The organism is Amycolatopsis sp. cmx-11-12, from assembly GCF_046269425.1.
Taxonomy (GTDB): domain Bacteria; phylum Actinomycetota; class Actinomycetes; order Mycobacteriales; family Pseudonocardiaceae; genus Amycolatopsis.
On record NZ_JADNQM010000022.1, the window covers coordinates 129,488 to 153,420 of the forward strand.

At 64.9% G+C, this 23,933-nt stretch carries 24 protein-coding genes and 3 pseudogenes; 18 read left to right on the forward strand and 9 right to left on the reverse strand.

What is annotated here, in order from left to right; translation table 11 throughout:
• Window positions 1-9 precede the first annotated feature (9 nt).
• Window positions 10-357, forward strand: coding sequence for a hypothetical protein (locus ACLARN_RS27455; RefSeq protein WP_409494340.1), 348 nt, complete (start codon window positions 10-12; stop codon window positions 355-357).
• A gap of 39 nt (window positions 358-396) precedes the next feature.
• Here the strand turns inward: ACLARN_RS27455 and ACLARN_RS27460 are convergent, their stop codons facing one another.
• The gene (locus ACLARN_RS27460) at window positions 397-990 is read right to left on the reverse strand and encodes a TetR/AcrR family transcriptional regulator (protein WP_409494341.1); all 594 of its coding nucleotides are present in this window, start codon (window positions 988-990) and stop codon (window positions 397-399) included.
• Window positions 991-1,070: 80 nt separating this feature from the next.
• On the opposite strand from ACLARN_RS27460, the gene ACLARN_RS27465 reads away from it, so the two are divergent.
• Window positions 1,071-1,940 carry an alpha/beta fold hydrolase gene (locus tag ACLARN_RS27465; RefSeq protein ID WP_409494342.1) on the forward strand — a complete coding sequence of 290 codons (870 nt, stop codon included), beginning with the start codon at window positions 1,071-1,073 and terminating at the stop codon, window positions 1,938-1,940.
• Between the two features lie 655 nt (window positions 1,941-2,595).
• Here ACLARN_RS27465 and ACLARN_RS27470 read toward each other — a convergent pair.
• Window positions 2,596-3,597 carry a DUF3152 domain-containing protein gene (locus tag ACLARN_RS27470; protein WP_409494343.1) on the reverse strand — a complete coding sequence of 334 codons (1,002 nt, stop codon included), beginning with the start codon at window positions 3,595-3,597 and terminating at the stop codon, window positions 2,596-2,598.
• 157 nt (window positions 3,598-3,754) lie between these two features.
• Window positions 3,755-4,093 carry a hypothetical protein gene (locus ACLARN_RS27475; protein ID WP_409494344.1) on the reverse strand — a complete coding sequence of 113 codons (339 nt, stop codon included), beginning with the start codon at window positions 4,091-4,093 and terminating at the stop codon, window positions 3,755-3,757.
• A gap of 218 nt (window positions 4,094-4,311) precedes the next feature.
• On the opposite strand from ACLARN_RS27475, the gene ACLARN_RS27480 reads away from it, so the two are divergent.
• From ACLARN_RS27480 to ACLARN_RS27505, 6 genes are all read left to right on the forward strand, one after another.
• On the forward strand, window positions 4,312-5,499 hold the full coding sequence (locus ACLARN_RS27480; protein WP_409494345.1) for a CE1758 family FMN-dependent luciferase-like monooxygenase: 1,188 nt from the start codon (window positions 4,312-4,314) through the stop codon (window positions 5,497-5,499).
• Window positions 5,499-5,948: a MarR family winged helix-turn-helix transcriptional regulator gene (locus tag ACLARN_RS27485; RefSeq protein WP_409494346.1), complete on the forward strand. Its 450-nt coding sequence runs from the start codon at window positions 5,499-5,501 to the stop codon at window positions 5,946-5,948. Before ACLARN_RS27480 ends, ACLARN_RS27485 begins: the two co-directional genes overlap by 1 nt.
• Complete coding sequence (locus ACLARN_RS27490; RefSeq protein WP_409494347.1) at window positions 5,945-6,655, forward strand: CE1759 family FMN reductase; 711 nt, start codon at window positions 5,945-5,947, stop codon at window positions 6,653-6,655. Before ACLARN_RS27485 ends, ACLARN_RS27490 begins: the two co-directional genes overlap by 4 nt.
• A 15-nt stretch (window positions 6,656-6,670) precedes the next feature.
• Window positions 6,671-6,865 (forward strand): hypothetical protein, encoded by a 195-nt coding sequence (locus ACLARN_RS27495; RefSeq protein WP_409494371.1) that lies wholly within the window; start codon window positions 6,671-6,673, stop codon window positions 6,863-6,865.
• A 1,155-nt stretch (window positions 6,866-8,020) separates the two neighbouring features.
• Window positions 8,021-8,272, forward strand: a complete 252-nt coding sequence (locus ACLARN_RS27500; protein WP_409494348.1) for a hypothetical protein — start codon at window positions 8,021-8,023, stop codon at window positions 8,270-8,272.
• 47 nt (window positions 8,273-8,319) lie between these two features.
• Window positions 8,320-9,351 carry a hypothetical protein gene (locus tag ACLARN_RS27505; protein WP_409494349.1) on the forward strand — a complete coding sequence of 344 codons (1,032 nt, stop codon included), beginning with the start codon at window positions 8,320-8,322 and terminating at the stop codon, window positions 9,349-9,351.
• A 253-nt stretch (window positions 9,352-9,604) separates the two neighbouring features.
• On the opposite strand, the pseudogene ACLARN_RS27510 reads toward ACLARN_RS27505, so the two are convergent.
• The 3 genes and pseudogenes from ACLARN_RS27510 to ACLARN_RS27520 all read right to left on the reverse strand — a co-directional run bounded on the left by ACLARN_RS27510 (window position 9,605) and on the right by ACLARN_RS27520 (window position 11,751).
• A pseudogene (locus ACLARN_RS27510) lies at window positions 9,605-10,188 on the reverse strand (cutinase family protein).
• Window positions 10,189-10,232: 44 nt separating this feature from the next.
• Window positions 10,233-10,667, reverse strand: a complete 435-nt coding sequence (locus ACLARN_RS27515) for a response regulator transcription factor (protein ID WP_409494350.1) — start codon at window positions 10,665-10,667, stop codon at window positions 10,233-10,235.
• A gap of 121 nt (window positions 10,668-10,788) precedes the next feature.
• Window positions 10,789-11,751 carry an ATP-binding protein gene (locus ACLARN_RS27520; protein ID WP_409494351.1) on the reverse strand — a complete coding sequence of 321 codons (963 nt, stop codon included), beginning with the start codon at window positions 11,749-11,751 and terminating at the stop codon, window positions 10,789-10,791.
• Between the two features lie 128 nt (window positions 11,752-11,879).
• Between ACLARN_RS27520 and ACLARN_RS27525 the strand changes: the two genes are divergently transcribed.
• The 3 genes and pseudogenes from ACLARN_RS27525 to ACLARN_RS27535 all read left to right on the forward strand — a co-directional run bounded on the left by ACLARN_RS27525 (window position 11,880) and on the right by ACLARN_RS27535 (window position 14,954).
• Window positions 11,880-12,665, forward strand: a complete 786-nt coding sequence (locus tag ACLARN_RS27525) for an SDR family oxidoreductase (protein WP_409494352.1) — start codon at window positions 11,880-11,882, stop codon at window positions 12,663-12,665.
• A 76-nt stretch (window positions 12,666-12,741) separates the two neighbouring features.
• Window positions 12,742-12,918, forward strand: a pseudogene (locus ACLARN_RS27530) (FAD-binding oxidoreductase); the annotation flags it as partial.
• A gap of 1,121 nt (window positions 12,919-14,039) precedes the next feature.
• The gene (locus ACLARN_RS27535; RefSeq protein ID WP_409494353.1) at window positions 14,040-14,954 is read left to right on the forward strand and encodes an SDR family NAD(P)-dependent oxidoreductase; all 915 of its coding nucleotides are present in this window, start codon (window positions 14,040-14,042) and stop codon (window positions 14,952-14,954) included.
• Here the strand turns inward: ACLARN_RS27535 and ACLARN_RS27540 are convergent.
• Window positions 14,938-15,309 carry a hypothetical protein gene (locus ACLARN_RS27540; RefSeq protein ID WP_409494354.1) on the reverse strand — a complete coding sequence of 124 codons (372 nt, stop codon included), beginning with the start codon at window positions 15,307-15,309 and terminating at the stop codon, window positions 14,938-14,940. The genes ACLARN_RS27535 and ACLARN_RS27540 overlap by 17 nt on opposite strands.
• A gap of 37 nt (window positions 15,310-15,346) precedes the next feature.
• On the opposite strand from ACLARN_RS27540, the gene ACLARN_RS27545 reads away from it, so the two are divergent.
• From ACLARN_RS27545 to ACLARN_RS27575, 7 genes are all read left to right on the forward strand, one after another.
• Window positions 15,347-15,712 (forward strand): LysE family translocator, encoded by a 366-nt coding sequence (locus tag ACLARN_RS27545; protein WP_409494355.1) that lies wholly within the window; start codon window positions 15,347-15,349, stop codon window positions 15,710-15,712.
• A gap of 263 nt (window positions 15,713-15,975) precedes the next feature.
• The gene (locus ACLARN_RS27550; RefSeq protein ID WP_409494356.1) at window positions 15,976-16,833 is read left to right on the forward strand and encodes a hypothetical protein; all 858 of its coding nucleotides are present in this window, start codon (window positions 15,976-15,978) and stop codon (window positions 16,831-16,833) included.
• Between the two features lie 238 nt (window positions 16,834-17,071).
• Window positions 17,072-17,206, forward strand: coding sequence for a hypothetical protein (locus ACLARN_RS27555; RefSeq protein ID WP_409494357.1), 135 nt, complete (start codon window positions 17,072-17,074; stop codon window positions 17,204-17,206).
• Between the two features lie 244 nt (window positions 17,207-17,450).
• A complete protein-coding gene (locus tag ACLARN_RS27560; RefSeq protein ID WP_409494358.1) occupies window positions 17,451-18,074 on the forward strand; it encodes a transcriptional regulator in 624 nt (207 codons plus the stop codon).
• Window positions 18,074-19,198, forward strand: a complete 1,125-nt coding sequence (locus ACLARN_RS27565; protein ID WP_409494359.1) for an aminotransferase class I/II-fold pyridoxal phosphate-dependent enzyme — start codon at window positions 18,074-18,076, stop codon at window positions 19,196-19,198. The genes ACLARN_RS27560 and ACLARN_RS27565 overlap by 1 nt, the downstream gene beginning before the upstream one ends.
• On the forward strand, window positions 19,195-20,172 hold the full coding sequence (locus ACLARN_RS27570; protein ID WP_409494360.1) for an ornithine cyclodeaminase family protein: 978 nt from the start codon (window positions 19,195-19,197) through the stop codon (window positions 20,170-20,172). Before ACLARN_RS27565 ends, ACLARN_RS27570 begins: the two co-directional genes overlap by 4 nt.
• A gap of 857 nt (window positions 20,173-21,029) precedes the next feature.
• Window positions 21,030-21,323 carry a phosphotransferase gene (locus tag ACLARN_RS27575; RefSeq protein WP_409494361.1) on the forward strand — a complete coding sequence of 98 codons (294 nt, stop codon included), beginning with the start codon at window positions 21,030-21,032 and terminating at the stop codon, window positions 21,321-21,323.
• A 630-nt stretch (window positions 21,324-21,953) separates the two neighbouring features.
• Here ACLARN_RS27575 and ACLARN_RS27580 read toward each other — a convergent pair.
• Both ACLARN_RS27580 and ACLARN_RS27585 read right to left on the reverse strand, forming a co-directional pair.
• Complete coding sequence (locus ACLARN_RS27580) at window positions 21,954-23,648, reverse strand: 2-isopropylmalate synthase (protein WP_409494362.1); 1,695 nt, start codon at window positions 23,646-23,648, stop codon at window positions 21,954-21,956.
• A gap of 158 nt (window positions 23,649-23,806) precedes the next feature.
• Window positions 23,807-23,933: pseudogene (locus tag ACLARN_RS27585) on the reverse strand (IS630 family transposase); the annotation flags it as partial.

Sequence of the window (23,933 nt, forward strand, 5' to 3'; positions counted from 1 at the left end):
ATGTCTCAGATGCGCGCATCACTGGAAGAGAGCGGCGTGATCACGCCGGAGAATCACGACTGGGCGATTTCATTCGTGCATTCGGCGGTACGCAGATGCCTGGCCGCCCTTTACTCCCACACGGAGCCGGACGGCGACATCAGGCTCACGAAGAGCCAGAGCAAGGAGAGCCTTGAGCTGAGTCAGTTGCTCTGGCGCACGATGGCTCGCCATGTATGGCGAAGTGTCGCCGACATCGGCCTCGCCCACTCTCTGCCAGAGCAGTCACTGCTCGCCGCGGCCGACACGCTGTTCGCCGAATTGAGCGAGGATGGGCGTCGTCACACAGAGAGGACTTCACCTCTCGCCCCTGTCTGACAGCCAAAGCAGCTCGAGGTGCTCACAGAGGTCGCCCTATCAAGGGCGACACGCGTCGACCAGCAATCGCAGATGCCGTCCGGCGAGCCTGAGAGGTTCGATACTTCGTTCCACTTGGGCGGCGAGCTCGGCGCCCTCCAACGTGTTGATCACCGTCCACGCCAGATCGACGGCGGATCCTTCCGCGAAGCCAGCGCCGATCAGCTTGACAGCAACCAGCTCGCGCCAGGTCGAGAAGGCCGCAGACACGGCCTTCTCGATCTCGGGGACCCGGCCCGCGGTTTCCAGGGCAGTAGCCGTGATCGGACAACCGTCCGTCCATTCGGAGCGCTGCAAATACTCGCCCAGTCGGGCGGTGACCAGCTCGATCGCGTCGGCTGGGTCTGGGAGCGCCGCCAAGGCGGTCTCGAGCATTTCGGCGAACTCCGCCTCGGCGTGGCGCACCGCGGCGACGGCGAGTTCGTCCTTACCTCCAGGGAAGAAGTGATACATCGAACCATGCGAGACGCCGGCTTCGCGCGTGATCTGCTTGACACCGGTGGCCTGATATCCCTGGCGCTGCATCAGACGGGACGTCGTCCGCACGAGCTTGCTTCGCGTTCCTTCAAGAGGTGCTCCCGCGCTGGCTGCCATCAGGACATAGTACTAGACCGATCGATCCACTCGCGCTACGCTCACTAAATAGATCGGTCGGTCCAATGACAGGATGTAACATGCACGAACGCCGCATCAAGGCCAACGGCCTGGAGTTCTCGTACATCGAAGAAGGCTCCGGACCACTCGTACTCTGCTTGCACGGATTCCCCGAGACCGGCGGCGTCTTCCGTCATCTCATGCCCGCGCTCGCCGCCGTCGGCTACCGCGTGGTCGCGCCCAACCTGCGCGGCTTCGCACCGACTCAGGTACCTACCGACGGAATGTCGCTGGAGAACCTGATCGCGGACGCCAACGCGCTGCACGATGCCCTTGGCGGCGACGGGGACTCGGTGATCATCGGCCACGATTGGGGTGCCTTCGCCACATGGGGTGCCGCCGCTCACTCGCCCGACAGGTGGTCGCAGGCCGTCGTACTCGACATCCCACCGCTCGCGATCTACGCACGCAAAGCGGCCGATCCCGGGCAGATCTACAAGAACAGCCACTTCTATTTCTTCCAGATGGCAATGGCGGACCAGATCGTCGCTGCCGACGATTTCGCTTACCTGGACTGGCTCTGGGACCACTGGTCAGGCTCCGTGCCCGGCTTCGACTCCACTCAGGACCGCAACGCGGGCAAGGACAGTCTGCGAAACCCGGAAAACCTGCGGTCCGCGCTGGCGCTCTACCGGGACAACTTCGATCCTCAGACGTTCGGAACGGAGAAATGGGAGATGGGCGCCCTCCTGGCGAATCTGCCGAGTCAGCCGACGCTCTATCTGCACGGCAGCGAAGACCCGATCGTCGGGGAGCAGGACCTGATCGACATCGTGAACATGCTCGCACCGGGCTCGGACGGCGTCCTGCTGCCCGGCGTCGGCCACTTCCCCTTGATCGAGCAACCCGACGAGGTCAACAAGCTGATCTTGCGATTTCTTGAGAAGTGAGTGGACCGCGTTCACCAAACGAGGCGGTCCGCCGGCCCCGCTGAGCCATCGGCCAGGTGATTCATCCGAGAACAACCATGATCGTCGAAAGACGATTCCCTGGGAACGCTAAGGACAACGTCGAGTTCGTGATCAGTGTCGTTCCACGAGCATCCGGGCTCATCAGCACGCGGCCGATGCCCGGAAAAGGGGGCTGCGCGGACTGGATCGAAGACGTCGCAATCGACGGGGAACGCCTCGGACGCTCGCGGGGGGGCTGAGGGCCAAGATCCACTTGGTCATCGACGCGTCCTGCTCGCCCTAGGCGGTGATCCTGCCCCCGGGGCAAGCCGGGGACAACCCGCGGCTGCTGCCGCTACCGGACGACATCCGTGGCATTGATGTGGGCGGTCGGAGGGTACGGGTCGGGCGGGTGCCGGCCGACAAGGCCTGCACCCGCCTGAGCACCCGCACAGCACGGCCACCGTTCCCGAACGCGCCGCCCGGCGGCCCTGACCTCTGCAAACTGCGTAGTGTCGTCGCGCGATGCTTCAACAGGCTCAAGCAATTCCGTGGCTTGGCGACCCGCTTCGCCACGCGGGCCGCCTACCACCGCGCCGAGATCATCCTTGCGCGCATCGTTCTTCGTCTCCGGTGAAGATCCGCAGGACACGCCTTAAGGGGCCGGACTGGGCCAGGAGCCCGGCTTGCAGACTTTGCCGTCGGCCGGCACCTTGCCCCGGTCCCCGCCTGGCAGGTCGTTCAGCCGCGCGACGAAATCGTTGGAGACGCCGAAGGTCTGCTGCATCATGACCGGCGCGATAGCGCCGTTGTCCAGGCAGCCCACGTGTTGCCAGCCCAGGGCGTGACCGACCTCGTGGTTGATCGCGTACTGGCGATACCCGGTCATGTCGCCCTCGAACGCCATCGCCCCCCGCACCCACCGGGCGAGATTGATGACCACACGCTTGTCAAAGCTCGACCTGTAGCACGAAGTCTCGTACGCGATCTGGAAGCCGCAGACGTCAGCACGGCGCGCCGTGCCCGGCGTGGTGAGACTGACGCGGAAGGACGGATTCGGGAAGCTCGCGTCCACTCGCTGCAGCGCGTTCTTCCCATCCCACGACCAACTCCGGGGATTCGCCAGAGTCTCCCGAACCATCGTTTCGAAGCTGTCGTCCCCTGCGTAGCTCGCCGGGTCGATGCCGTCCTCGACCTCGATGGTGTAGGTATGAAGTCTTCCTGTGCCGACCTTCGGTCCACTCCCCTGGACAGCGTGGTAGGTGCCCTGGCCGGACTCGGTGTAGGTGCCGCCCTTGGGCAGGTCCGCGGTCGGGATTTTCAGATCGATCGGTTTGGCAGGATTCTCCGAGAGAGTATCGCTCCCTCCGTCGACCTGCGTACCGGTGGAATCCTCGGACGCCGCGAGAGTCCTCCCGCCGGGGACGATCGGCTCGGCGGGGCGGGTCGCGGTGTCGAAGACGACCAGGGCGGTGATCACCGCGAGGATCGGCACCGCGTACACGCGCCAGCCGTAGGTCTTCAAGAACCGGCCGAATCCGCCTTTGCCCTCGGCGGTTCCGCACTCATACGGCCTCCATGATGCGACGAGGGGCTGGGAGCGTGGCATACGGCGAACAGATACCGAGTACCGAGACCGCCGAGCCTCATCCCCCATGCCTTGTTCCTCTGCTGGATGGCCGGTTGCCGTCGTGGCCTGGCCGCGCCGAACAGACCACGGTCAGGCACGGAATCTCCGACAAACGTCTGGACGGCCGTGGAGGCCGCCCACACGCCTCGCTTCACCATCGAACGACGGCTCAGCTACTGACTGCCTAGAACTTGATTTCCCCGCACGCCCGGCCGACGAGGTCGAAGCGGCCGCTGACGTGCGACCAGCCTTCGACGCAGACCACGGACCGATTGGGCAGGTTGCGGTTGACCGCCAATTTGTAGCTGGCCGGGTGCCCCCAACTGTCGATCTGCGTGTTCTTCTCCAGCCCGCCGCCGTAGATGTGGAAGTGACCGAAGAACCGGCTGTTGGAGGTCAAGGACGCGGTGACGGAGTTGACCCGGACGCCGCTACCGTCGATTCCGATGCACACCAGGTTGTCGCACGACCTCATTCCGGCCTGCGCGGGACCGGCAAGCGCGACGGAAGCAACCGCCGCCATACCGAAAGCGGCCGCACCGGCAGCAGCCCCCCTTAACTTCTTGGACAAGGACATCCGACACCTCTTCTGCTATCCGACTCGTGCCCGCCGCACGCTAGCCACTCCCTGTTTCCGTCCGGCTTCACCACCGGCGACGACCGGCCCGGTCCGCCAGGAATACATGACAGGTTATGTATGTTGCAGACGACGAAAGCTTGGATCGGACCTGGGAGGGCTTGATGCAGTTCGGGATCTTTTCGGTGAGCGACGTCACTCGCGACCCGGTGAGCGGCGAGACGCCCAGTGAAGCCGAGCGGATCGACGCGTCGGTCACTCTGGCGAGACACGCGGACGAGGCCGGCTTGGACGTGTTCGCCATCGGTGAGCACCACAATCCGCCGTTCTTCGACTCCTCACCGACCACTCTGCTGGCACATATCGCCGCACTGACCCGGCGGATCGTCCTGTCGACCTCGGTAACGCTGGTGACCACCAACGATCCGGTGAAAATCGCCGAGGACTACGTGATGTTGCAGCATCTGGCCAAAGGACGGCTGGATCTGATGCTGGGGCGAGGCAACACGGGACCGGTGTATCCGTGGTTCGGAAAGGACATTCGAAAGGGTGTTCATCTGGCGCTCGAGAACTACAACCTGTTGCACCGGCTGTGGCGGGAGGACGTCGTCGATTGGGAGGGCGAGTTCCGCACTCCGTTGCAGGGTTTCACCTCGACTCCTCGGCCTCTGGACGATGTGCCGCCCTTCGTCTGGCACGGATCGATCCGCACGCCCGAAATCGCCGAGCAGGCCGCCTATTACGGCAACGGTTTCTTCGCCAACAACATCCTCGCGCCGAACGGGAACTTCGTGCCGTTGGTCAACTTCTACCGGCAGCGGTTCGAGCACTACGGGCACGGTCGCCCTCAGGACGCGATCGTCGGACTGGGCGGGCACGCCTACATCGCCCACCGTTCGCAAGACGCGTACCGCGAGTTCCGCCCCTACTTCGACGGCAGCCCCATCCTCGGGATGAGCTCCTCGCTGGAGGACTTCGCACAGGCCACGCCGCTGAGCGTGGGAAGCCCTCAAGAGGTCATCGACAAGACGCTCGGCTTCCACGACCAGTTCGGCGACTACCAGCGTCAACTGTGGGTGGTGGACGGCATCGGTCTGCCGTTGTCCAGTGCGCTCAAGCAGATCGACCTGCTCGCCGAGGAGGTCGTGCCGGTATTGCGCAAGGAGACGCGGGCACGCCGGGAACCGGGAGTGCCGGACGCCCCGACGCACCAGAGCCTGGTGAAGGCCAAGTACGGTGACCAGCCGGCTCGGCAACCCCGCCCCAACGCCAACCGCGGCGACAACCTCACCGGCACCTCGCCCTACCAGGACGCCGCCGACGCCACGCCGGCCGTCTACCCCGCGTTGTGATGGCGCACCGAGACGTCTCGCCGGCGAATCAGGCATGGGAAGCGCTGTTGCGCGCGCAGAGCACCCTGGCGAGGAAGTTCGTCGCCGATGACGTCTGGGAAGACGTGTCAGAACTCGAGTATGACGTGCTTTACACGCTGTCCAAGGCGCCCGCCGGACTCCGTATGTCGGAGATCAATCAGCGAGTGATGGTCACCCAGCCGGGAATGTCGAAGTTGGTATCCAGACTCGAGAAACGGGGCCTGCTCAGGAAAAGTCCCGACCCCGAAGACGCCAGGGCCAGCCGGGTGCTGCTCACCGAACAAGGCCAGGTGCTTCAGCGGCGGACCGGGCTCCGGCACGGCCGCAAGGTCGCCGAGGCCATGACCCACGCTCTGGACGCCGACCAGTTGCGAACACTGCGTGATCTCTGCTCCCTGCTGATCGAGAAAGGCCCGACAACGCCATGACACAGCGCACGATCGTGATCGTGAGCGCGGGCGTCAGCGAGCCGTCCTCATCCCGGCTGCTCGCCGACCGGCTCGCGCAGAAGACCATCGACCTGCTCGCAGCCAAGGATGTCAGCGCCAACGTACGTACGATCGAACTCCGCAGCCTGGCCGTCGAGATCGCCAGGGCGACCGTCACCGGTGTGCCGGGCAAGGGCCTGCGGGAAGCGATCGAGCGGCTCGGCGGCGCCGACGCTGTCATCGCCGCCACGCCCGTGTACAAGGCGGGCGTCGCCGGCCTGTTCACTTCGTTCATCGACGTCCTCGGCAACGACCTGCTCATCGCCAAACCGGTCGCACTCACCGCGACCGGTGGCAGCGCGCGCCACGCGCTGGTCCCGGACGAGCAGATGCGCCCGCTGTTCGCGTTCATGCGCACACTGACCATTCCGACTGCGGTATACGCGGCTTCAGAAGATTGGAGCGACCGTGCGCTCGGTGCCCGGATCGACCGTGCCGCCGTCGAACTCGCCGCGTTGATCGCCTCCGGTGTCACCGGCGCGATCGTGCAGGGTGCCTGGCACGGTTACCAGCACGACTTCGCCGGCAGAGCACGAGCCGAGGGCGCCGACCCGGAATTCGGAGCGATCGACTTCGACTCGGACTTGATGAGACTTGCGACCGGCGGCTCGAGCAGCCCGCCCACGGCCGAGAACGACAACGGCTGACCCCGTTATCGCGACATCGGCCAGAACGGCGCCGTCCTGGTACGACCGGACAGGTTCATCGCATGGAGAAGTTACGGAGCCGTCCCTGACGAACGCGTCGCTCTGTCCACAGCGTTGTCCACAATGCTCGACAGGCCGGCAGTCGCGCGCAGCGCGCCCCGAAGAGCCGTCACCGGCACCTCTCGCCGTGTGACGACGAACCCGCGATGAGAAACCAGACCCGTCGTGCTCCAGGAAGCGGACACCAGGGCCGTCGGCATCCTGACGATTGGTCAGCCGTCAGGAGGCCGGCGTGGCCCTGCCCCATCCACCCTGTGGACTTCGCAGCCAGGCCAGCACCGGAGGAGCGACGTCCGGGAGGGCCGACTCCGCGATGATCCAGTGTGGCAGTGCCGGGTGCACTTGGTGCTCGGCTCCGTAGCGCGCAGCGAGCCGCCTAGACAGCCATGGCGCGACATTGCGATCCGAGCCCGCGCTCACGACCAGGACCAGGACAGCGGACGTCCGCGGCCTTGACTCGCGTGACGGGAGTACCGAACTCTGGGGCAAGCGCGTCTTGCTCGGCGCGTGGAAGGGTACTCAACGGGACATGCCGCATCGTGCGTGCCGACGGAAGGAAAGCCCGTCCGGCGAGAACGGCTGGAAGGACGGGGAACAGGTGCGGCAGGGGACGCAGTTGTGGCCACAGCACACCGGGGGAATGGATGCCAGCAGAACAAGCGCGACACAGTCGGTCGCAGCCGCGAGCTTCTGGCCGAGGAGGCCCCCATACTGTGGCCGATCACGATCGGCTGCCCGGCACACGCCTCCTGTGCCGCCATCACCCTCCCGAAACTCTCGCGCAACCCGGACCGGCTCAAGACTCCACGGTCCGTGGGGCTCGCGTCCGGGCAGCACCGGGGCGTGACAGGTGGATGCGCTTCTTCGAAGAAGCGCATCCACAGACGTAACAGCACCGGCTTACCGAACACGCCGTGCAAGAAGAGGATGGGCGGCGTCACATGATCACGCATCCTCGCGTCCGCAGAACGAAATCCCACTGATCAGCGTCGTCATGTCCAAGTGCTTCGCCGAGCACGCCGGCTCCGACGACCGCGGTAACGAGTCCTGCACGACCGACATCTCCACGAGCCCTCCGTGATCTGGCCCCGCCAAGTGCACTGCCCGGCAGATCATGCCCGGCAAGCACCGGAATTGGCGCTCATCTCACCGCGGACCGGATTCAATTCAGCTTCACCGCGACTTCGAAAACGCAAGATTGAGCCAGTGAAATGAAACCGAAAAGAAGCTTTGGGCCACTTTATTCCTCAGCGAAATCATCCGTTAGCATCCGGATCCACAGTCCATCGACATCGCGAGGTAGAGATGAAACGTATTTCAACCATTCTGACCGTTGCGACGGCAGCGGCGCTCCTGTCCGCGGCGCCGGCATTCGCGTCGGCCGAGGCCGGACCCCCCGCTCCGCAGAGCACCGCCGGCGTCATGATCTCCAGGCACCCCAGCAAGGCACACTGCGAGGTGAGTGGCGCCGCCGGCTTCGTCAAGGGGTGGTGGACCCACTACAAGTGCGTCCAGGAGAACTACATGATCGACCCATGGGTGCTGTACGCGGATTAAGACAGGGCTCCCGACACGACAGTGGTGAGTGCCGTCCGTTTCACCCCATGGCCGGCACTCACCAGTCGATGGATATCCGCCAGCGGGTCGCACCGCTCTTTGAGACCTTCCAAGGAAATATTCAACGATCCGACACACCTATCACCGCCGCGACAGTCGAAGCGTCGCAATCACCGGCCACGGTGACAGTTCCCTCGGCACTCGAAGTGGCTCACGAACCCTTTCCTTGCTACCGGAAACCGGTCCAGGTACGGTGCGACCGAAGTGCGATCACGCTAATCGCGCCAGCGGACGCAAAGGATTCGATTCCCATGCCCCTCGTGAGCCGACACCCCATCCAAGCACTCGTCGTCGGCGCGGTTCTGACCCTCGGTGCCTTTTCACTGAGCTCGGCCTCTGCCCTGCCGAGGCAGACAGAAGTGAACAATCCTGTTCCCTCAGGCGAGGTTGCCGCCGCCGCAGCGGCCGGCTTGACGGCGTCGTACCACGTCCGGGACACGGTTTCCCGTATAGCCAAGCTCCGTTCGGAAATGGCTACCGGAGAAGGGCGCTACGATGGTGCCGTCGACGCCGTGAAAAAGACTCTCTCGGGCACCATCACACTACCTCCCACGAAAGACGCTTATTTTGTGGGATTCGGTTTCATGCCGACGACCAGCACTGTGGAACTGACAGCGGACGGGGACCAGGGCGGCCAGTTGCTGAAGAACCCCGGAGACGCGGGCGAGGTGGCGTCGAGACCCTTTCCGGACGGGAAGAAGTACATGTCGGTGATCGCGGACCTCACTCTTCGGCTGAGCATTCGAGTGAGTGACACCAAGGTCGACGGCAAGGTCTTGGACGTAGGGGCCGGCTGCAAATCGGAAAGCCCGGTCATAGTCAAGACCAAGGGACTGATCGGCCTGGATAAAGCAGCGCCGCCAACTGCAATGAAAAGCGATTTCGAAATTCCCCCATTTACCGGATGCGGCGTCCGCGAAAACCTCGACAAACTCATAACCGGCCTGATTTCCGGCCCAGGCAACGAGATGCGAACGAGCATCGCCGTACGCTGCATCGGCACCTGCCCTCCTGGCTAGTCAGGGAGCCTTCGGGGATCACTTCAACGTTGCCATGTTCAAGAGACCGCCCGGCATCACAGCCCAGGGCTTTCCCGACCGGACAACCACGCGACCTAGAAGCTCCCGAGCACGGTCGTCGACACCCGCGATTTGGCCGCCCAGCCGGCGTGCCCCCGCGCTGGCTGTGTCGGCCGAGTCACAGGGCATCGCCGGGCCGCGGCCTGGTCTAGGTGAACGCGCCTCCTGTACGACATCGACCATCAGTCCGAAATCACTGCCCGGACCAGAAGATCAGTAGCGCTGTGCGATGAACGTCGCGGCCAGGTCCACGCTTCCATCCCGCCCATAGGTTAGATGGCCTACACCTGGTCCTCGGGTGCCCTGCCCGCCGCAGACCGTGTCCCCAGGGTTGCAGATTTCGAGCACCCTGAGATAGGCCTCCCAGGACGAACTTCGTGTCCGGGCAGGCGGCCGCGCCCTCGGTGACCTGGCGGGTCATGTTCGTGGCACCGGGGCGGCGCTGCTCTGATCGAGCGATGCCGCGTAGTCGACGGCGTGCGCGGTGACCGCCGTCCCCGGCAATGCTCGTTGCACGGCGGGAAGCAGCGGAGTGCCGACGACGCCGAGGCCGGGAGATTCGAGTGTCCCGCGAGCGAAGGCGATGTCGACATCCGGGCATCCGGCGGTCTCGGCGGCGGAGGCCACCGGTGCCGTGCCGAGCCCCGTCACCGCCTCGATGGCCAGTACGCCTGCGACGGCGAAGTGTCCTGTTCGTCGGCTCATCAGCTGTCCGCTCCTTCGCGTGCGCCTCGTCTGACGATCTTCAGCTTGGCCAACCGGCGCCCTTGTCTCCATACGTCGAAATACGTACTCCGTTCGGACGCACGCCGACTCGATGGTCAGGCCCGCCTGCTGGTGACCCAGGTCGCGAGCCGGGCACGTGAGGCGAATCCGAGCTTGGTGAGAATGTGGCCGATATGGGTGCCCGCGGTCCGGGGCGCGATACCCAGTTGGCCGGCGATCTGCCTGTTCATCAGGCCACGCGCGACCAGCTCGGCGACCTCGTATTCGCGCGGGGTCAGCGGGTTGTCCGGCCCGGTGGATGCACGGGGCGTGGTGATCTTCTGCCCGAGGACGTAGCGCGTGGCCTCTCGGTGGGAGAAGGCGCGGCCGAGGCGGTGATGCCGCTTGAACGTGTCCAGTCCAAGGGCGTCGATGACGCGCGCCGTAATCTCAGCTCCATGTGCGGAGAACCGGCCGTAATTCCTGGGGTCCGTGCCGATGGCGGTCCACATCGTGGCGCTGATTCCGAACAGGGTCGCCGACCGCACCATGTCATGGCGGTGGGCTACCACGCATCCGAGGGCGAAGACCATATGCGGCTCGGCCGAGCGATTGCCGAGGACGTTCTGCAGCCGGAACGCTTTCAGTGCGGCCCGCTCGGCCGTTTCCGGGTCACCGTGGGTTTCTTCGATGACGCTCAGCGCCCGCCAGTCCCATGATCGCCAGAACAGGTTCGCCGACCTCTTCCGCTGCCGCGATGCTCACGGCCAACAACGCCCTGGCTGTGTCGGGATCGCCGTTGAACGCGGTGGCCTGCCGGTGATGGACTTCCGCGTACACCTCGGCCGTACGAATCCCGTGCTGCCGGAACACTTGCCGCGCGGAGTCGAAGCCGTGGACGGGCCCATCCTCGAAGTAAAGGGCGGCCGTGGCCCGGATGGTCTCGCCGTAAGCCTGGGTGACCTCGTCCGGGAGGGTCCTGACCAGCTCTTCGCTGGCACGCGTGTCCGCCGCGGCGGCGTCGATGTCGCCCCCGAGGACGTCGTACCAGACCCTGAGCAAAAGGCCCGAGGCCCACTCCGGCGTATCGGGCGGAGCGGCGGCCATCTGTTTGACCAGCCAGGTGCGTGCTTCGTTGAGCAGTCCGCACACGGACCAACAGACACCGAGCCGGGTGACCATCCGCAGGCCCGCGACGCCTTCGCCTGGCGTGGTCGCGCAGCAGTCGAGTGCGCCGCGAAGGTTCGCGTGCTCACGGGCCACTCGCCGCAGCCATTCCACCTGGTCGGGGCCGATCCAGCCCTCCGCGTAGCGAGCGGCGAACTTCGCATACCAGTCACGGTGCAGCCGGGCCACCCGCTCAGTGCCGCCCAGCTCGGCCAGCCGCTCCGCAGCGTATTCACGCACCGTCTCGAGCATCCGGTAGCAGAGTTCGCCGCCTGTCTCCTCGGCACTGACCAGCAGCGACTTGTCGATCAGCTCGTGCACCAGGTCGAGCATGTCTTCGGCCTCGACACTGTCGCCCGCGCACACCTCCTCGGCGGCCGCCAGCACGAACCCACCGGAGAACACCGAAGCGCGCGCCAAGACCAGCTGCTCGCTTTCGGAGCAAAGGTCGTAACTCCATTCGATCATCGCACGCAAGGTCTGATGCCGGGCAGGGCCGCCCCTGTTCCCCCTGGTGAGCAGGGACAGCGGATGGCGCACGCGCCACGGAGCTAAGTTCGCCGGGCTAGCTGCAGCTACTCGGCATTGGGGTGGGAATGACAGATCTTCGAGAACACACGATCGTCGTGACCGGAGGCTCGACGCTCGTCGGCCACGGCGTGGTGCGGGCCGCCCACGCGTCAGGTGCTGCCGTGGCCGTCGTCGACATCGATCCGGACGGGGCGAAGCCTCTCCTCGGCGAACTAGACAACGTCTCCTTCCACCGCGCGAACGTCACCCGCGACGACAAGATCGTCGATGCGATCGCGAAAATCGTCGATCGCCATGGTTCGCTGGACGGTCTGGTGAACCTGGCTTGTATCTACGGTGACGAGGGCGCGGGTTCCACACGGGAGCAGTGGCTGCACGCGTTCGACGTCAATGTCGCCGGAGCAGTGGCCTTCACGAACGCCGCGCACGGTTTCCTGCGCGCCTCGAGCGATCCGGCGGTCGTCAACATCACCTCGATCTCGTCCAAGGTCGCGCAGACGGGCAGGTGGGTCTACCCCGCCACGAAGGCCGCGCTGGTACAGCTGACCAGGTCGATGGCCATGGATCTGGCGCCCGACGGCATCCGGATCAACTCGGTGAGTCCCGGCTGGACGTGGTCCACGGGAATGTCCCAGATGACAGGCGGAGACCGGGCGAAGGTCGACTCGATCGCCGCGCCGTTCCACCTCACTCGTCGAGTCGGAGATCCGGCCGAGGTCGGTGACGTCGTGGCGTTCCTCCTCTCGACGGCCGCGTCGGGGGTGACAGGGGCGGACTGGGCCGTCGACGGCGGATACAGCGCGATGGGCCCGGAGCAGGCTGTCCCCGCGATCGGCAAACTCCAAGACTGACCGCTGAACACCAGTCGATCTCCGGCCATTTCGACCACATACCAACGACTTCCTGAAGATTCGGGGTTTCTTCATGATGAGCCAGCGAAGCATCACCATCGTCGGTGCGGGCCAGTCAGGACTACAGCTCGCCATCGGCCTGCTCGACCGCGGTTACGAGGTACGCGTCGTCAGCGACCGAACCGCCGACGAGATCGGCGACGGCCGGGTCAGCTCCAGCCAATGCATGTTCGACACCGCCCTCGACCACGAGAACCCAGCGCGCAAAACAGGCTATGCCACAGCACTGGCCCCTCCGCCTAGACCGTGACCACCAGGGCACCCTTTTTTGGGGGCGATGCCCCGCCACGGCCCGCCCCGCGCCGGGCCGGCCGTGGCGATCTGCGGACTCGCTTCAATCGACACGCTCGTTTGATCAGCTGGCCAATGCGACGTCATCCTGCCGTCGGAATTCGCATCAACGCTGATCGTGCCACCAGGGAAATCAGGAATCGGCAGCGTATGACTGATCGTCGGGCAGTCCCGTGTGTCCGAGCCTTGAACGCTCAGCTTGGCCGCGTCGATGGCAGACGGCGGCCGTCACCGTACCGCCTTGCACCAGCATCGTCCCGACCACCGCGGGCGGACCAGTAACCAGTCCTACCATGGGATTCATCAGCAACTCCTCCTCGCCAACTGGTTCATGACCATAAGGACAGCCCACTTCACCCGCGCTTCAGTTGAGCTGGGTCGAACTGCGCCCAACTTGCGAGGTCGCCGGAGCCATGGCGCAGGTATAGAGCGGTGTCCGCTTCGCCCCCGATCACGTTTGGTCAGGGCGTCGACTGCGTCGAAGTGAACGTCCCCAAGGCGGTGTGCCTGGGCGACATGACGAACATGCGGGAAGACAACCATCACCATCTCGAGACACAGCCAAGCGACCGGATGGCGACCGAACGTCAGTGGATTTCCTCGAGCCGCTCGTGCCGCCGTAAGCGCGAGCGTGCCACGCCGCCGGGTCAGGTGCGGGGCCGTCCATGTCGTCCCTGAGGCCGCCACGGGATCGGTTGATCGGCCGAGCGCTCCTTCCAGGCGGGAACAGCTTGCCCATACCAGAGAAATGCACTGTTGAAAGTTCATGAAGTACATCGACGATGCAAATCTTAAATTGGTCGATATACTAATATGCGTCACAGTGGCGCCGATCGACGAGTACCCCACGGTCGCAGTCGGTTTCCGAGCCGGGAGCACCGGCCCGTCAGCATCGATGCATCTTTTGTTGGCATTGTTATACAGCGGCATACACTGAACGATTAAAACGTCTTCATCACTGAGACTTTCTCAGCTTGAATCCGTTACTTTTCACCGGAAATGACCTTTCTCCCTGGAGGTACTGTGAGCGAAAAATTGGGGCGTCGGGCCGTTCTCGGAGGCGCCGCCGCGGCCGGGATAACCATGCTGGCCTCCGATACTTCTGCGGCTCAGGAGGAGCAGCGAAGCAAGGGACGGTTCGCCGGCAAGGTCGTGGTCATCACAGGCGCGACGTCCGGGATCGGCAGGGCCGCCGCTGTCGCCTTCGCCGCTGCCGGCGCCAAGGTCGGCTTCTGCGGCCGACGAGAAGAACTCGGCCGAGAGGTCGAGCAGGAGATCCGGCGCACGGGCGGCGAGGCAGTGTATCTGAAGGCGGATGTCCGGGTGCCCGAGCAGGTACAGGCGTTCGTCGACGACGTCGTCCAGCGGTACGGCAAACTCGACGTCGCGTTCAACAACGCCGGGATCTACCGCGGCAAGCCGTTGCACGAAGTCTCGGTCGACGAGTGGGAGGACATACAGCGCACCAATGCGCGCGGAGTGTTCCTCTCAATCAAGTACGAGGTGCCACATCTGCTGAAGGCCGGCGGCGGGGTCATTGTCTGCACCGCGTCCGCACAGGCACAGCAAACACGCCCAGGGAACGCTGCTTACAGCGCAAGCAAGAGTGCGGTACAAGGCCTGGTACGCGCGGCCGCCCTCGATTATGGGTCGAAGGGGATTCGCGTCCTGTCGGTCGACCCTGGCACGACTGACACAGGCCTTGCGCGCCCGCAAGGCATCCCAGACGATGTGTGGGCCAAGTTCAAGCAAGCGTGGGGGCCTCTCAACGTGCATGGGTTGCCCAGGATGGGTGAGGCGAAGGAGATCGCTTCGGCCGTGCTCGCGCTCTCGTCGCCAGATTTCTCCTATTTGACAGGTGCCTCTGTCTTGGTCGACGGCGGGTTGAACACTGGTCGGCCTATGGTCATGCCTCCAGGATTCACCCTCCCCACCTGACGTGCAGGAGGACCCTTTGGCGTTTTCTCGGCGATAGGACGGGTGAGTTGAGGCGGAGAGCCTCGCCAGGAGTAGCTGACGGCACGAACTCGCCGACGATCTCGCCAACGGCCTCGACGAACGCTCCTACCAGCGTCCCGTCCGGCTTGGCTGTCTGGCGAGCAAGGTGGCGGGTCCTCGCGGGTGTCAGCGGAATCAGGTCGAGGCAGACGTCGACCGTCTCACCGAGGTCCGGGCGGACGTCGCCGAGCGCGTTCGCCAGAGCCTGCAGCGGGTCATCCGGCCGGAGAGGCAACGCCTTGAGCGAGAGGTGGGCCGGACGCGCAAGAACCAGCTCGGCGCGTGCCACATGCACCTGCGCTCCCCCAGCGGAAGGAGAAGTCTCCCTGGGCGTGCAGATGATCCGCCGCCGTAACACCAGTCACAGCGATCTTACTGCCCACAGCGGCGAGATGGCCAACAGGCGAGCCTATGTCACCGGCCTCCTTACGAACCTGCTGAACCCGAAGGTGGTCGCCTTCACAGTTGCCTTCCTGCCCCAGTTCATAAATCCACACCTGGGCAACGTTGCGACGCAGTTCATGATCTTGGGCGCCATACTGATCACTCTGGAGTTTCTCGTCGATGGCACGGTGGGCCTGCTCGTCGGACGAATCGGACGATGGCTGCATTTCCGCCGTAACGCACGCAAACGCATCGACACCGCGACGGGCGGCATCTTTATCGGCCTCGGGGTACGACTGGCACTCCATCCCTAGGTACCGTGAATTAGGCCCAGGTTGATCCGAGTCGTGGGGCAGTAAGGATCGGTGGATGTCGAACGGGACTGGCCTCGCAAGGATTTCACCCTCGGCGTTCGCGCGGGCCGCCACGGCGGATGGCCTTGTCGGTTTCTAGGAGCAAGCTATCGCGAATATCCGGCAACGATCCGCGGCCGCCATACGAGCTGCGCTCTGCGTCGCGGCGTGCCACCTTGAGATTGTCCGTAGTTGGCGCGTGGGTTATCGATAGGTTGCCTGGCATGCGTAACGACGATCTTCCCGTCGAGGTCCGTCGGAGTGTGGAGCTGTTCCTCGCGGCCGTGGACGAGTTGGCGCCGGGCTTGGTCAGCGGCTTCTACCTGGTCGGTTCGGTAGCCTTGGGCGACTTTCATCCCCGGGGTGTCGGTCGCGGCCGGCTCAGCACGGCCAGCGACATCGACTTCGTCGCAGTGACCGACCGCCGCCTGGAGCCCGAGTCTCGGGAGATGGCAGCGGTGGTCGAGGCGCACGCCCGCACCGTGGCCCGGTTCCCCCGGCCACACTTCGATGGTGCGGTGCTCACCTGGAGCGACGTTGCCTCCGGCCCGGATAGCTGTCCCGACGTTCCCTGCGCGCAGGAGAGCCGGTTCACGCCGGCCGGGCGGTCCGGCGTCAACCCGGTGATGTTCTGTGAGCTGGCCTGGCACGGGATCGCGGTGCGCGGGCCACAGCCGGCTGAGGTGGACGTCTGGGCTGACCAAGATGCCTTGCGCGCGTTCACCATCAACAACCTGCGCACCTATTGGAGGCCGTGGTGGCACCAGAAGCGGCAGCGCAACGCCCTGTCCCTCGCCATCGGGCTCAGTGCGTGGTTCCCCGTATGGGCGGTTCTCGGTGTGAGCCGGCTCCACCACCTGCTCGCCACCGGAACGATGACCTCCAAATGCGGCGCTGGCCGGTACGCCCAGCAAGAATTCGACCCGCGGTGGCAGCGCGTCATCGCCGAAAGCCTGAGCCTGCGCACCGCGGGCGTCGAAGGCGGCCGGAGTTATCGCAACCCGCTGGCCCGCCGCCGCGACACCCTCGCCTTCCTGGACGTCACCATCGACACCACGCTCGCGCTGCCAGCCAAGCCTTGACCGCACCACGCCTCGGACCAGTCTGTCTGGCAGGCTTCGGATCTCGAGACGGCCGGTTGGGCGAGGATGGCGTCCGGCATGCCCGCTGTGAACCTGGATACCAAGGATGCGGTCGAGCTGCTCGGCTAGTCGTTTAGCGGTTTCGCGGGAAGCTGTACATACGCGTCAACCAGTTGCGCGCCGATCTCGGCAGGTTCGTATTCCTACTCGGCGACAGCGAGGACACGGACGTGGCAAGTTGGCGAGAGGTTCGGCCGGGATCGGCATCCTCGGCGCGGTGGACCTCATCGGTGGAGATGCCGACGGCCTGATCGACAACACACCGCGTGGCATGCAGGCTTCACCAGAGCTACGAAGACGATGCCGTCTCTAGGAAATTCGGTAAATGCCAGACGATGGAAGAAGTAGTGCGACGTTGTTGCCCGGTCTCGGGTGGGTCCGCGCACGGTTGTCAAGGCCCGGACGGTCGCGACGCCACCAACCCAACTTCCTTCACGACTTCCCGCAGCGCCGCTTCCGGGCGACCGGGGCACGATCACTGGCAATCGCGCTGGCCGGCGCACATGACAGCCTGAGCGCCTGTACATTTCGTCCATGGTGGACGTATAGTCCGAGGAATGACGGACGAGCGTGTGCGACAGTGGTCTCCGGTGGCGCGTGCGGTGGCGGCGTTGCTGGGCCCGTATGCCGAGGTGGTGCTGCACGACGTGGTCCTCGACGAGGTGCTGGCGATCTGGAACCCGATGACCGATCGCCGTGCCGGGGAGCAGTCGCTGCTCGGCGAACTGGACAAGCTGGAGCCGAGCGCGACGGACGTCTACGGTCCGTACGAGAAGACACTGACAGACGGGCGTCGGCTCTCCTCGGTGAGCGCGCTCCTGCGGGACGAGGGCGGCGAGCCCCACGCGGTGTTGTGCATCAACCTCGACCGCACACCGATGGATCAGGCCGCCGCGCTACTGGCCTCCTTCGCCGCGCCAGTGAGACCCCGCCCCGAGCCGTTGTTCGAACAGGACTGGACCGAGCGGGTGCAGCACACGATCGGCGCGTACGTGCGTGACCACGGCCGCCCGATTGAGCGGCTCACACGTGACGACCGTCTGGCGTTGGTCGCCGAACTGGATGCGGCCGGGGTCTTTTCCGTTCGTCGTGCGGTTCCGGCGGTCGCGACGGCGTTGCGGGCCTCCCGGTCGACGGTCTACGCCCTGCTGTCCGAAGTCAAGACGCAAAGGAGCCGCTGATGGCCGCCCTGCCCGATTTCCTTCTGGAGAAGTACTTTTCGCACTGGGAGTTCACCGCACGCCACCACCTCACCGCCTCCGACGCGCAGACCATGAAGATGACCGAACTGCTGGCGCTCGCCGACGATCATGATCGTGCCGCCTGGGAATCGCTGGCGCTGGGTTATACCGAGACTTTCGGCGATCCCGAGCTGCGTCAGGCCATCGCCGGGACGTACACCATGGCGAATGCGGACGACGTGCTCTGCTTCGCCGGGGCGCAGGAAGCGCTCTACCTGTCGATGCAGGTCCTGCTCGACCCGTCCGACCATGCTGTGGTCATCACGCCGAACTACCAGTCCGCCGAGACCGTGCCGCTTTCGCTGTGCGAGGTGACCGGTGTAGCGCTGGATCCCGAGAGAAGCTGGGCGCTCGACCTCGATCGGGTGCGTGAAGCGTTGCGTCCCAACACCAAAGTCGTGTCGGTGAACTTCCCGAACAATCCGACGGGCGCGGTTCCGGGCACGAAGACGTTCACTCAGTTGGTCCGCCTATGCGACGAACGCGGCATCCATTTGTTCAGTGACGAGGTCTCTCGCGGTGTCGAACGGACGCACACATTGCCGCAGGCGGTAGATCTGTCCGAGCGGGCACTCTCGTTGAACGGGACGTCGAAATCCTTGGGGCTGCCGGGATTGCGCGTCGGCTGGATCGTATGCCGCGACCGTGAGCTGCGTGGGCAGCTGGAACGTGCGAAGCACTACACCACGATCTGCAACTCGGCGCCGAGTGAGGTGCTGGCGCGAATCGCGATCAAGGCGAGCGAAACCATTCTGGAGCGGAACCGCGCCATCATCCGTACGAACGCGCCCAAGTTCGACGAGTTCTTCGCTCGGCACGAGGACCTGTTCGAATGGTCATCGCCGGAAGGCGGCTGCGTCGCCTATCCGCGGTATCTCGGACCGGATGGCGTCGAGGAGTTCTGCACGCGGTTGATCGAGGAAGCCGGGGTGCTGTTACTGCCCGCGAGCATCTACCGGTCGGAGCTCATCGACACACCTGCGGACCGATTCCGCATCGGTATCGGCAGGAGCGGTCCCGAGCCCGCGCTCGCGGCGTTCTCCGACTGGCTGGCGCGGCGGTGAAGCTGCTCGGCCTAGCGGAACTTGAGCGGGTGATGGACCCGCACCTGGTGTTCTCCGCGGTGAAGGCGGCGCTGATCGCGCATTCGCGGGGGCGGACGGTGGTGCCACCACCAATGCACCTGGACTTTCCCGATGCCGACGGCGACTGCCATGTGAAGGCCGGCTGGGTGACCGGCGAGGACGAGTTCACTGTGAAGATCGCCAGTGGTTTCTACGGCAACGCGCGGAACGGGATACCGGCGAACCATGGGCTGATGTGCGTGATCAGCGCCCGGACCGGCGAAGTGCGTGCGGTGCTCGACGATGGAGGCATGCTCACGGCTTGGCGCACAGCGGCTGCCGGGGCGCTGATCACGCATGCGATGGCCCGGCCGGATGCGAGGACGGTGACCGTGTTCGGCACGGGAGAGCAGGCGCGGCTGCAGGTGTCCTGGCTGGCGCGGTTGCGGCCGATCGACCTGGTGCTGGTGCGCGGGCGCGCCGCCGCTCGTGCTGAGGAGCTTTGTTCCTGGTTCGCCGCCAAAGGTTTGCGGGCTGAGGCCGGTAGCGGTGTGGACAGTGGGATCGTGCTCACCACGACGCCGTCGCCCACCCCGTTGTTCGACGCGGGTTCGATCCGACCGGGTACCCAGGTGACGGGGATCGGCGCGGATATGCCGCACAAGAACGAGCTGCCGCCGGAATTGTTCGCGAGGGCGGCGACGATTGTCACTGATGACCATGGACAGTGCTTGCGCCACGGGGACTTCGGGCATGCAGTGCGGGCAGGCGCGGTGGCGGAGAACTGTGCCGTCACTGCTGGAGAGGTGCTCTCGAATTCGTTACCACGGGCGGAGGACGCAATCACTGTGGCCGATCTGACCGGGGTCGGTGTGCTCGACGCCGCCCTGGCCTCGGCGATGGTGTCGTTGGTCCTACCTGACCACGCCGCCGACGGTCGTGGTCGCGCTCGTGAGCATCGAATCGGCGGGTGATTACGTCTGCGGTGGAGTTCAGGGCCACGATCACCAACCCGAATAGAACAAGCCGCACGGCAGAGTTGGAGGACCGCGATCGTCTCATGCAGGGAAGACCTTGCGGTCGTCCTGCGACGTTGCACCGGCGAGGTAGATTTTCCTGCGCCGTCACCGGATGACCAGCCCAGCTGCCCGCCGTGAAGGCCGGTAAGCTGACCCCTGGAACAACGAGACACCGATCTCGCACCAGCGCTTCACAGCGCAGCTGACGGAACTCATCGCACCACTGAAAATGTTCACCCAGCGAATTGGGTGGAGTACGCGTCGATGACCGACCGCGCTCCTACGAGGACTCGCCTAACTACCGCTCCGTCGTGGTGCGTCTCGCGTCTGTTCTGGTCGCGCGTCGGCTAACCGACGTCGTGCCGCCAGCCCTAGTTCGCCAGTCCGCGGTGACTTCGCTCGGCGCTCTGGAAACCGGTTGACCGGCATGCCTGGCCCTGTCAAAGTCATGATCTTGTGAGCAGTAACCCAGACTTTCCGAGTCTCCGGTCGGGCCGGTGCGCGTTCCGACATCGTCGTAACACTCGCCGGTGAGGACAGTATCACCCCGTGTGGCGCTACGAGCTCGGTGGCCTGACCTTCCGCCTGGACGGCAACGACGATGCGAGGTATGTCAAGTGGGTTGCCGCTGGGCCCCCTGAGATCGACCTTCCCGTGAAGCCGACCGCCTAGCCTGGGCGCACGTCTGCTCCACGACACCCTGCCGACGGACCGTTGCCCATTCGATTGGAACGTCGGCTCGTGCGCGCCGACGAGCGCGTCGCCGATGGTGCGGGACCAGACAACTGGTCTCCTGAGCACCGGCAACTCGCGTGGGGCGATGTCAGGGCTCGTCTCGGTCAACCGCCCGTGATCGACCGTCTGGTGGTCTGCCATGGAGACGCGTACACCCGAACACTCTGCTGCACGACGACGGCACCCTCGCCGCGCACGTCGACTTGGGTTCACTCGGGGTGGCTGACCGGTGGGCCGACCTGGCGGTCGCGGCGTGGAGCCTGGAGGGGAACTACGGTCCCGGCTTCGACGGCATCCTGTACGACACGTACGGGATCACCCCAGACCCGGAACGCATCCCCTACTACCGCTTGCTCTACGACTTGGCATGACCTCGCTGCACCCGAGACCACCCGACATCGGACGACCACTTACCCTGCGAAATATCCACCGACGGCATCGACATCCCGTTCTGGTCGCCGCACTCGACTGCGGCGAACTGAGCCACACCGCCATGATCTCCGGTTCTACGATGCGCATCATCCGCTAGGCCTGCGTGAGCTGTTGTATCAACCAGAGAGGAACACACACAGACTCGCCATCCGAGCGGCGCTTACCCCAAGCGACCCGAGGTCTGGATAGGCAAGATCGAACCCTTGTGATGCACTTACTGTCCAGTCTCGTTCAATGCCACGAGGACCTCGGCATGCCACAATTCGTGCCAGGCCTCACGCCCCGGCCGCCGAGCTACACGAGTCCGTTAGCGGGTTTGCCTACAGGCCACGGGTTTAGTCCCGTCGCCGGAGAACCTCACCTAGCGATGAATGCCGCGGCTCCATCTCTCGGCGCCGCTGCCCGGCCAAGGGAAGCCCGCCAGACAATACCGACGGGACTTGCCCTATTTGCCGGGGCGCCGCAAGGCACAGTGACGCGGCACTGCGGGCACAGACCCCGATGTCGACTTTGCACCCGCCACGACCACGGTTGGGAAGGAGGTGCGGGAGCGGCCGCGTGTCCGCGGATCAGGCTGCCGCACTTTCGCTGGCGATAGCGCGCGCGGCACAGAGGACGGCATTCACGGCTGCGGTGAGAACGGACCGATCTCGCCCAGCGGCCCATCGAGTACCGGTGCTGCTTCGGTACTCGATGAGGGTCAGTGCGTCGCTGGCGATCCCGGCTGCGAGTGAGGACTGGTGCAGGGAGACGACATCGACGGCGATCTGCTGGTCACCGAGGAGCCTGGCAGCGGCTTCGACGGGGCCGATGCCGCGGTAGGTGCCGCTGTGCTTGACACCGGCGATGCTCAGGCTGAGCCGCGTGTGGTTCACATTATCGTGAGTCACGGATTCGAGGTCGATCAACTCGACGCCGGCGGTGTCGGAGGCCACGTAGATGGATTCGAACAGCGCGAGCAGTTGAGGTGCGGTGATTTCGAGGCCACTGGCGTCCGCACGCTCCTGCACCCTGCGAGCGAAGTCGATCTGGAGTCGGCGTGGCAACTCGATGCCGTATTCGGCCGCCAGCAGGTAGGCGATACCGCCCTTTCCGGACTGGGAGTTGACACGGATGACCGCGTCGTAGTTCCGCCCGATGTCGGACGGATCAATGGGCAGGTAGGGCACCCGCCACTCGATGTCCCGCTCCGAGCGGTTCTGACCCGCTGCTCGGTTCCAATGCTCCGCGAAGCCCTTCTTGATGGCGTCCTGGTGGGTACCGCTGAATGCGGTGTGCACGAGGTCGCCGACATAGGGATGCCGAGGATGTACTTCGATGCGGTTGCAGTACTCGACTGTGCGACGGATCTCTTCGATGTCGGAGAAGTCGATCATCGGATCAATCCCCTGAGCATGCATATTCAGGGCCAAGACCGCGATGTCGACGTTGCCGGTGCGCTCGCCGTTTCCGAAGATACATCCCTCGACGCGTTGCGCACCTGCGAGGAGCGCCAGCTCCGCGCAGGCGACGCCGGTTCCGCGGTCGTTGTGCGGATGCACCGAGAGGATCACGGCATCGCGCCGGTCCAGATTCCGATGCATGTACTCGACCTGATCGGCGTACACGTTCGGCGTAGCGATCTCGACCGTGGCTGGCAGGTTGAGGATGACCGGACGCTCAGGGGTCGCATCCCACAGCTCTGTCATCGCGTTGCAGATTTCAATGACGTAGTCGGGTTCGGTGAGGTTGAAGACCTCCGGAGAAAACTCGAACCGAGTATTCGGCAGGTGATCGGTGAGTTCGAGTATGTCGCGGCCTCCGGCGAGGATCAGTTCACGCAGTTCGTCGCGCATCTTGCCGAGCACAACCTCGCGCCAGGTGGGCGCAGTGGCGGTGTACATGTGGATGACAACCGGGTTGGTAATGCCGTGAATCGAGTGCACGGTCCGTTCGATCAGGTCGCGGCGGGCCGGCGTGAAGACCACGATGGTGACATCGTCGGGTGCGATCTCTGACTCTGCGATGAGGCGCACGAAGTCGAAGTCCGTCTGTGACGCCGAGGGGTAACCGACCTCGATCTCCTTGTAGCCCATCGCGATCATCTGCTCGAAGAACCGGCGCTTCCGTGCGGGATCCATCGGTTCAGGCAGAGCTTGGTTGCCGTCGCGCAGATCGACGGGCACCCACAAAGGCGCCTGGGTCAGTCGGCGGTTGGGCCAGACGCGTTCGGTGAGCGGCACGTCAACCCGGGCGTAGACGTCTCGATAGCGGTACGAGGGCATCTGGGAGCCACGCTGGCGGTTCCATGCGGGCGCGTCAGCTGGGACGAGCCCGGGCCGGGTGCTGTTGGTGCGTCGTATGAACATACTGAGGGAATCCTTCTTCGGATCGTCGGAGCGAACCGGCGCGTCGTCGACTCCACGGAGGGGAGCCGGCTCGACTAGTGTCGCGCGTCTGATGTTCGTTGACGGGTGGCGTGGGGCAGGATTTCGTCGGCGGTCTTGGTCCAGGTGAACGGGTGGCAGCGGTTGTTCCAGCCGTCGATGAAGGCGCGGATCGCGGTGACG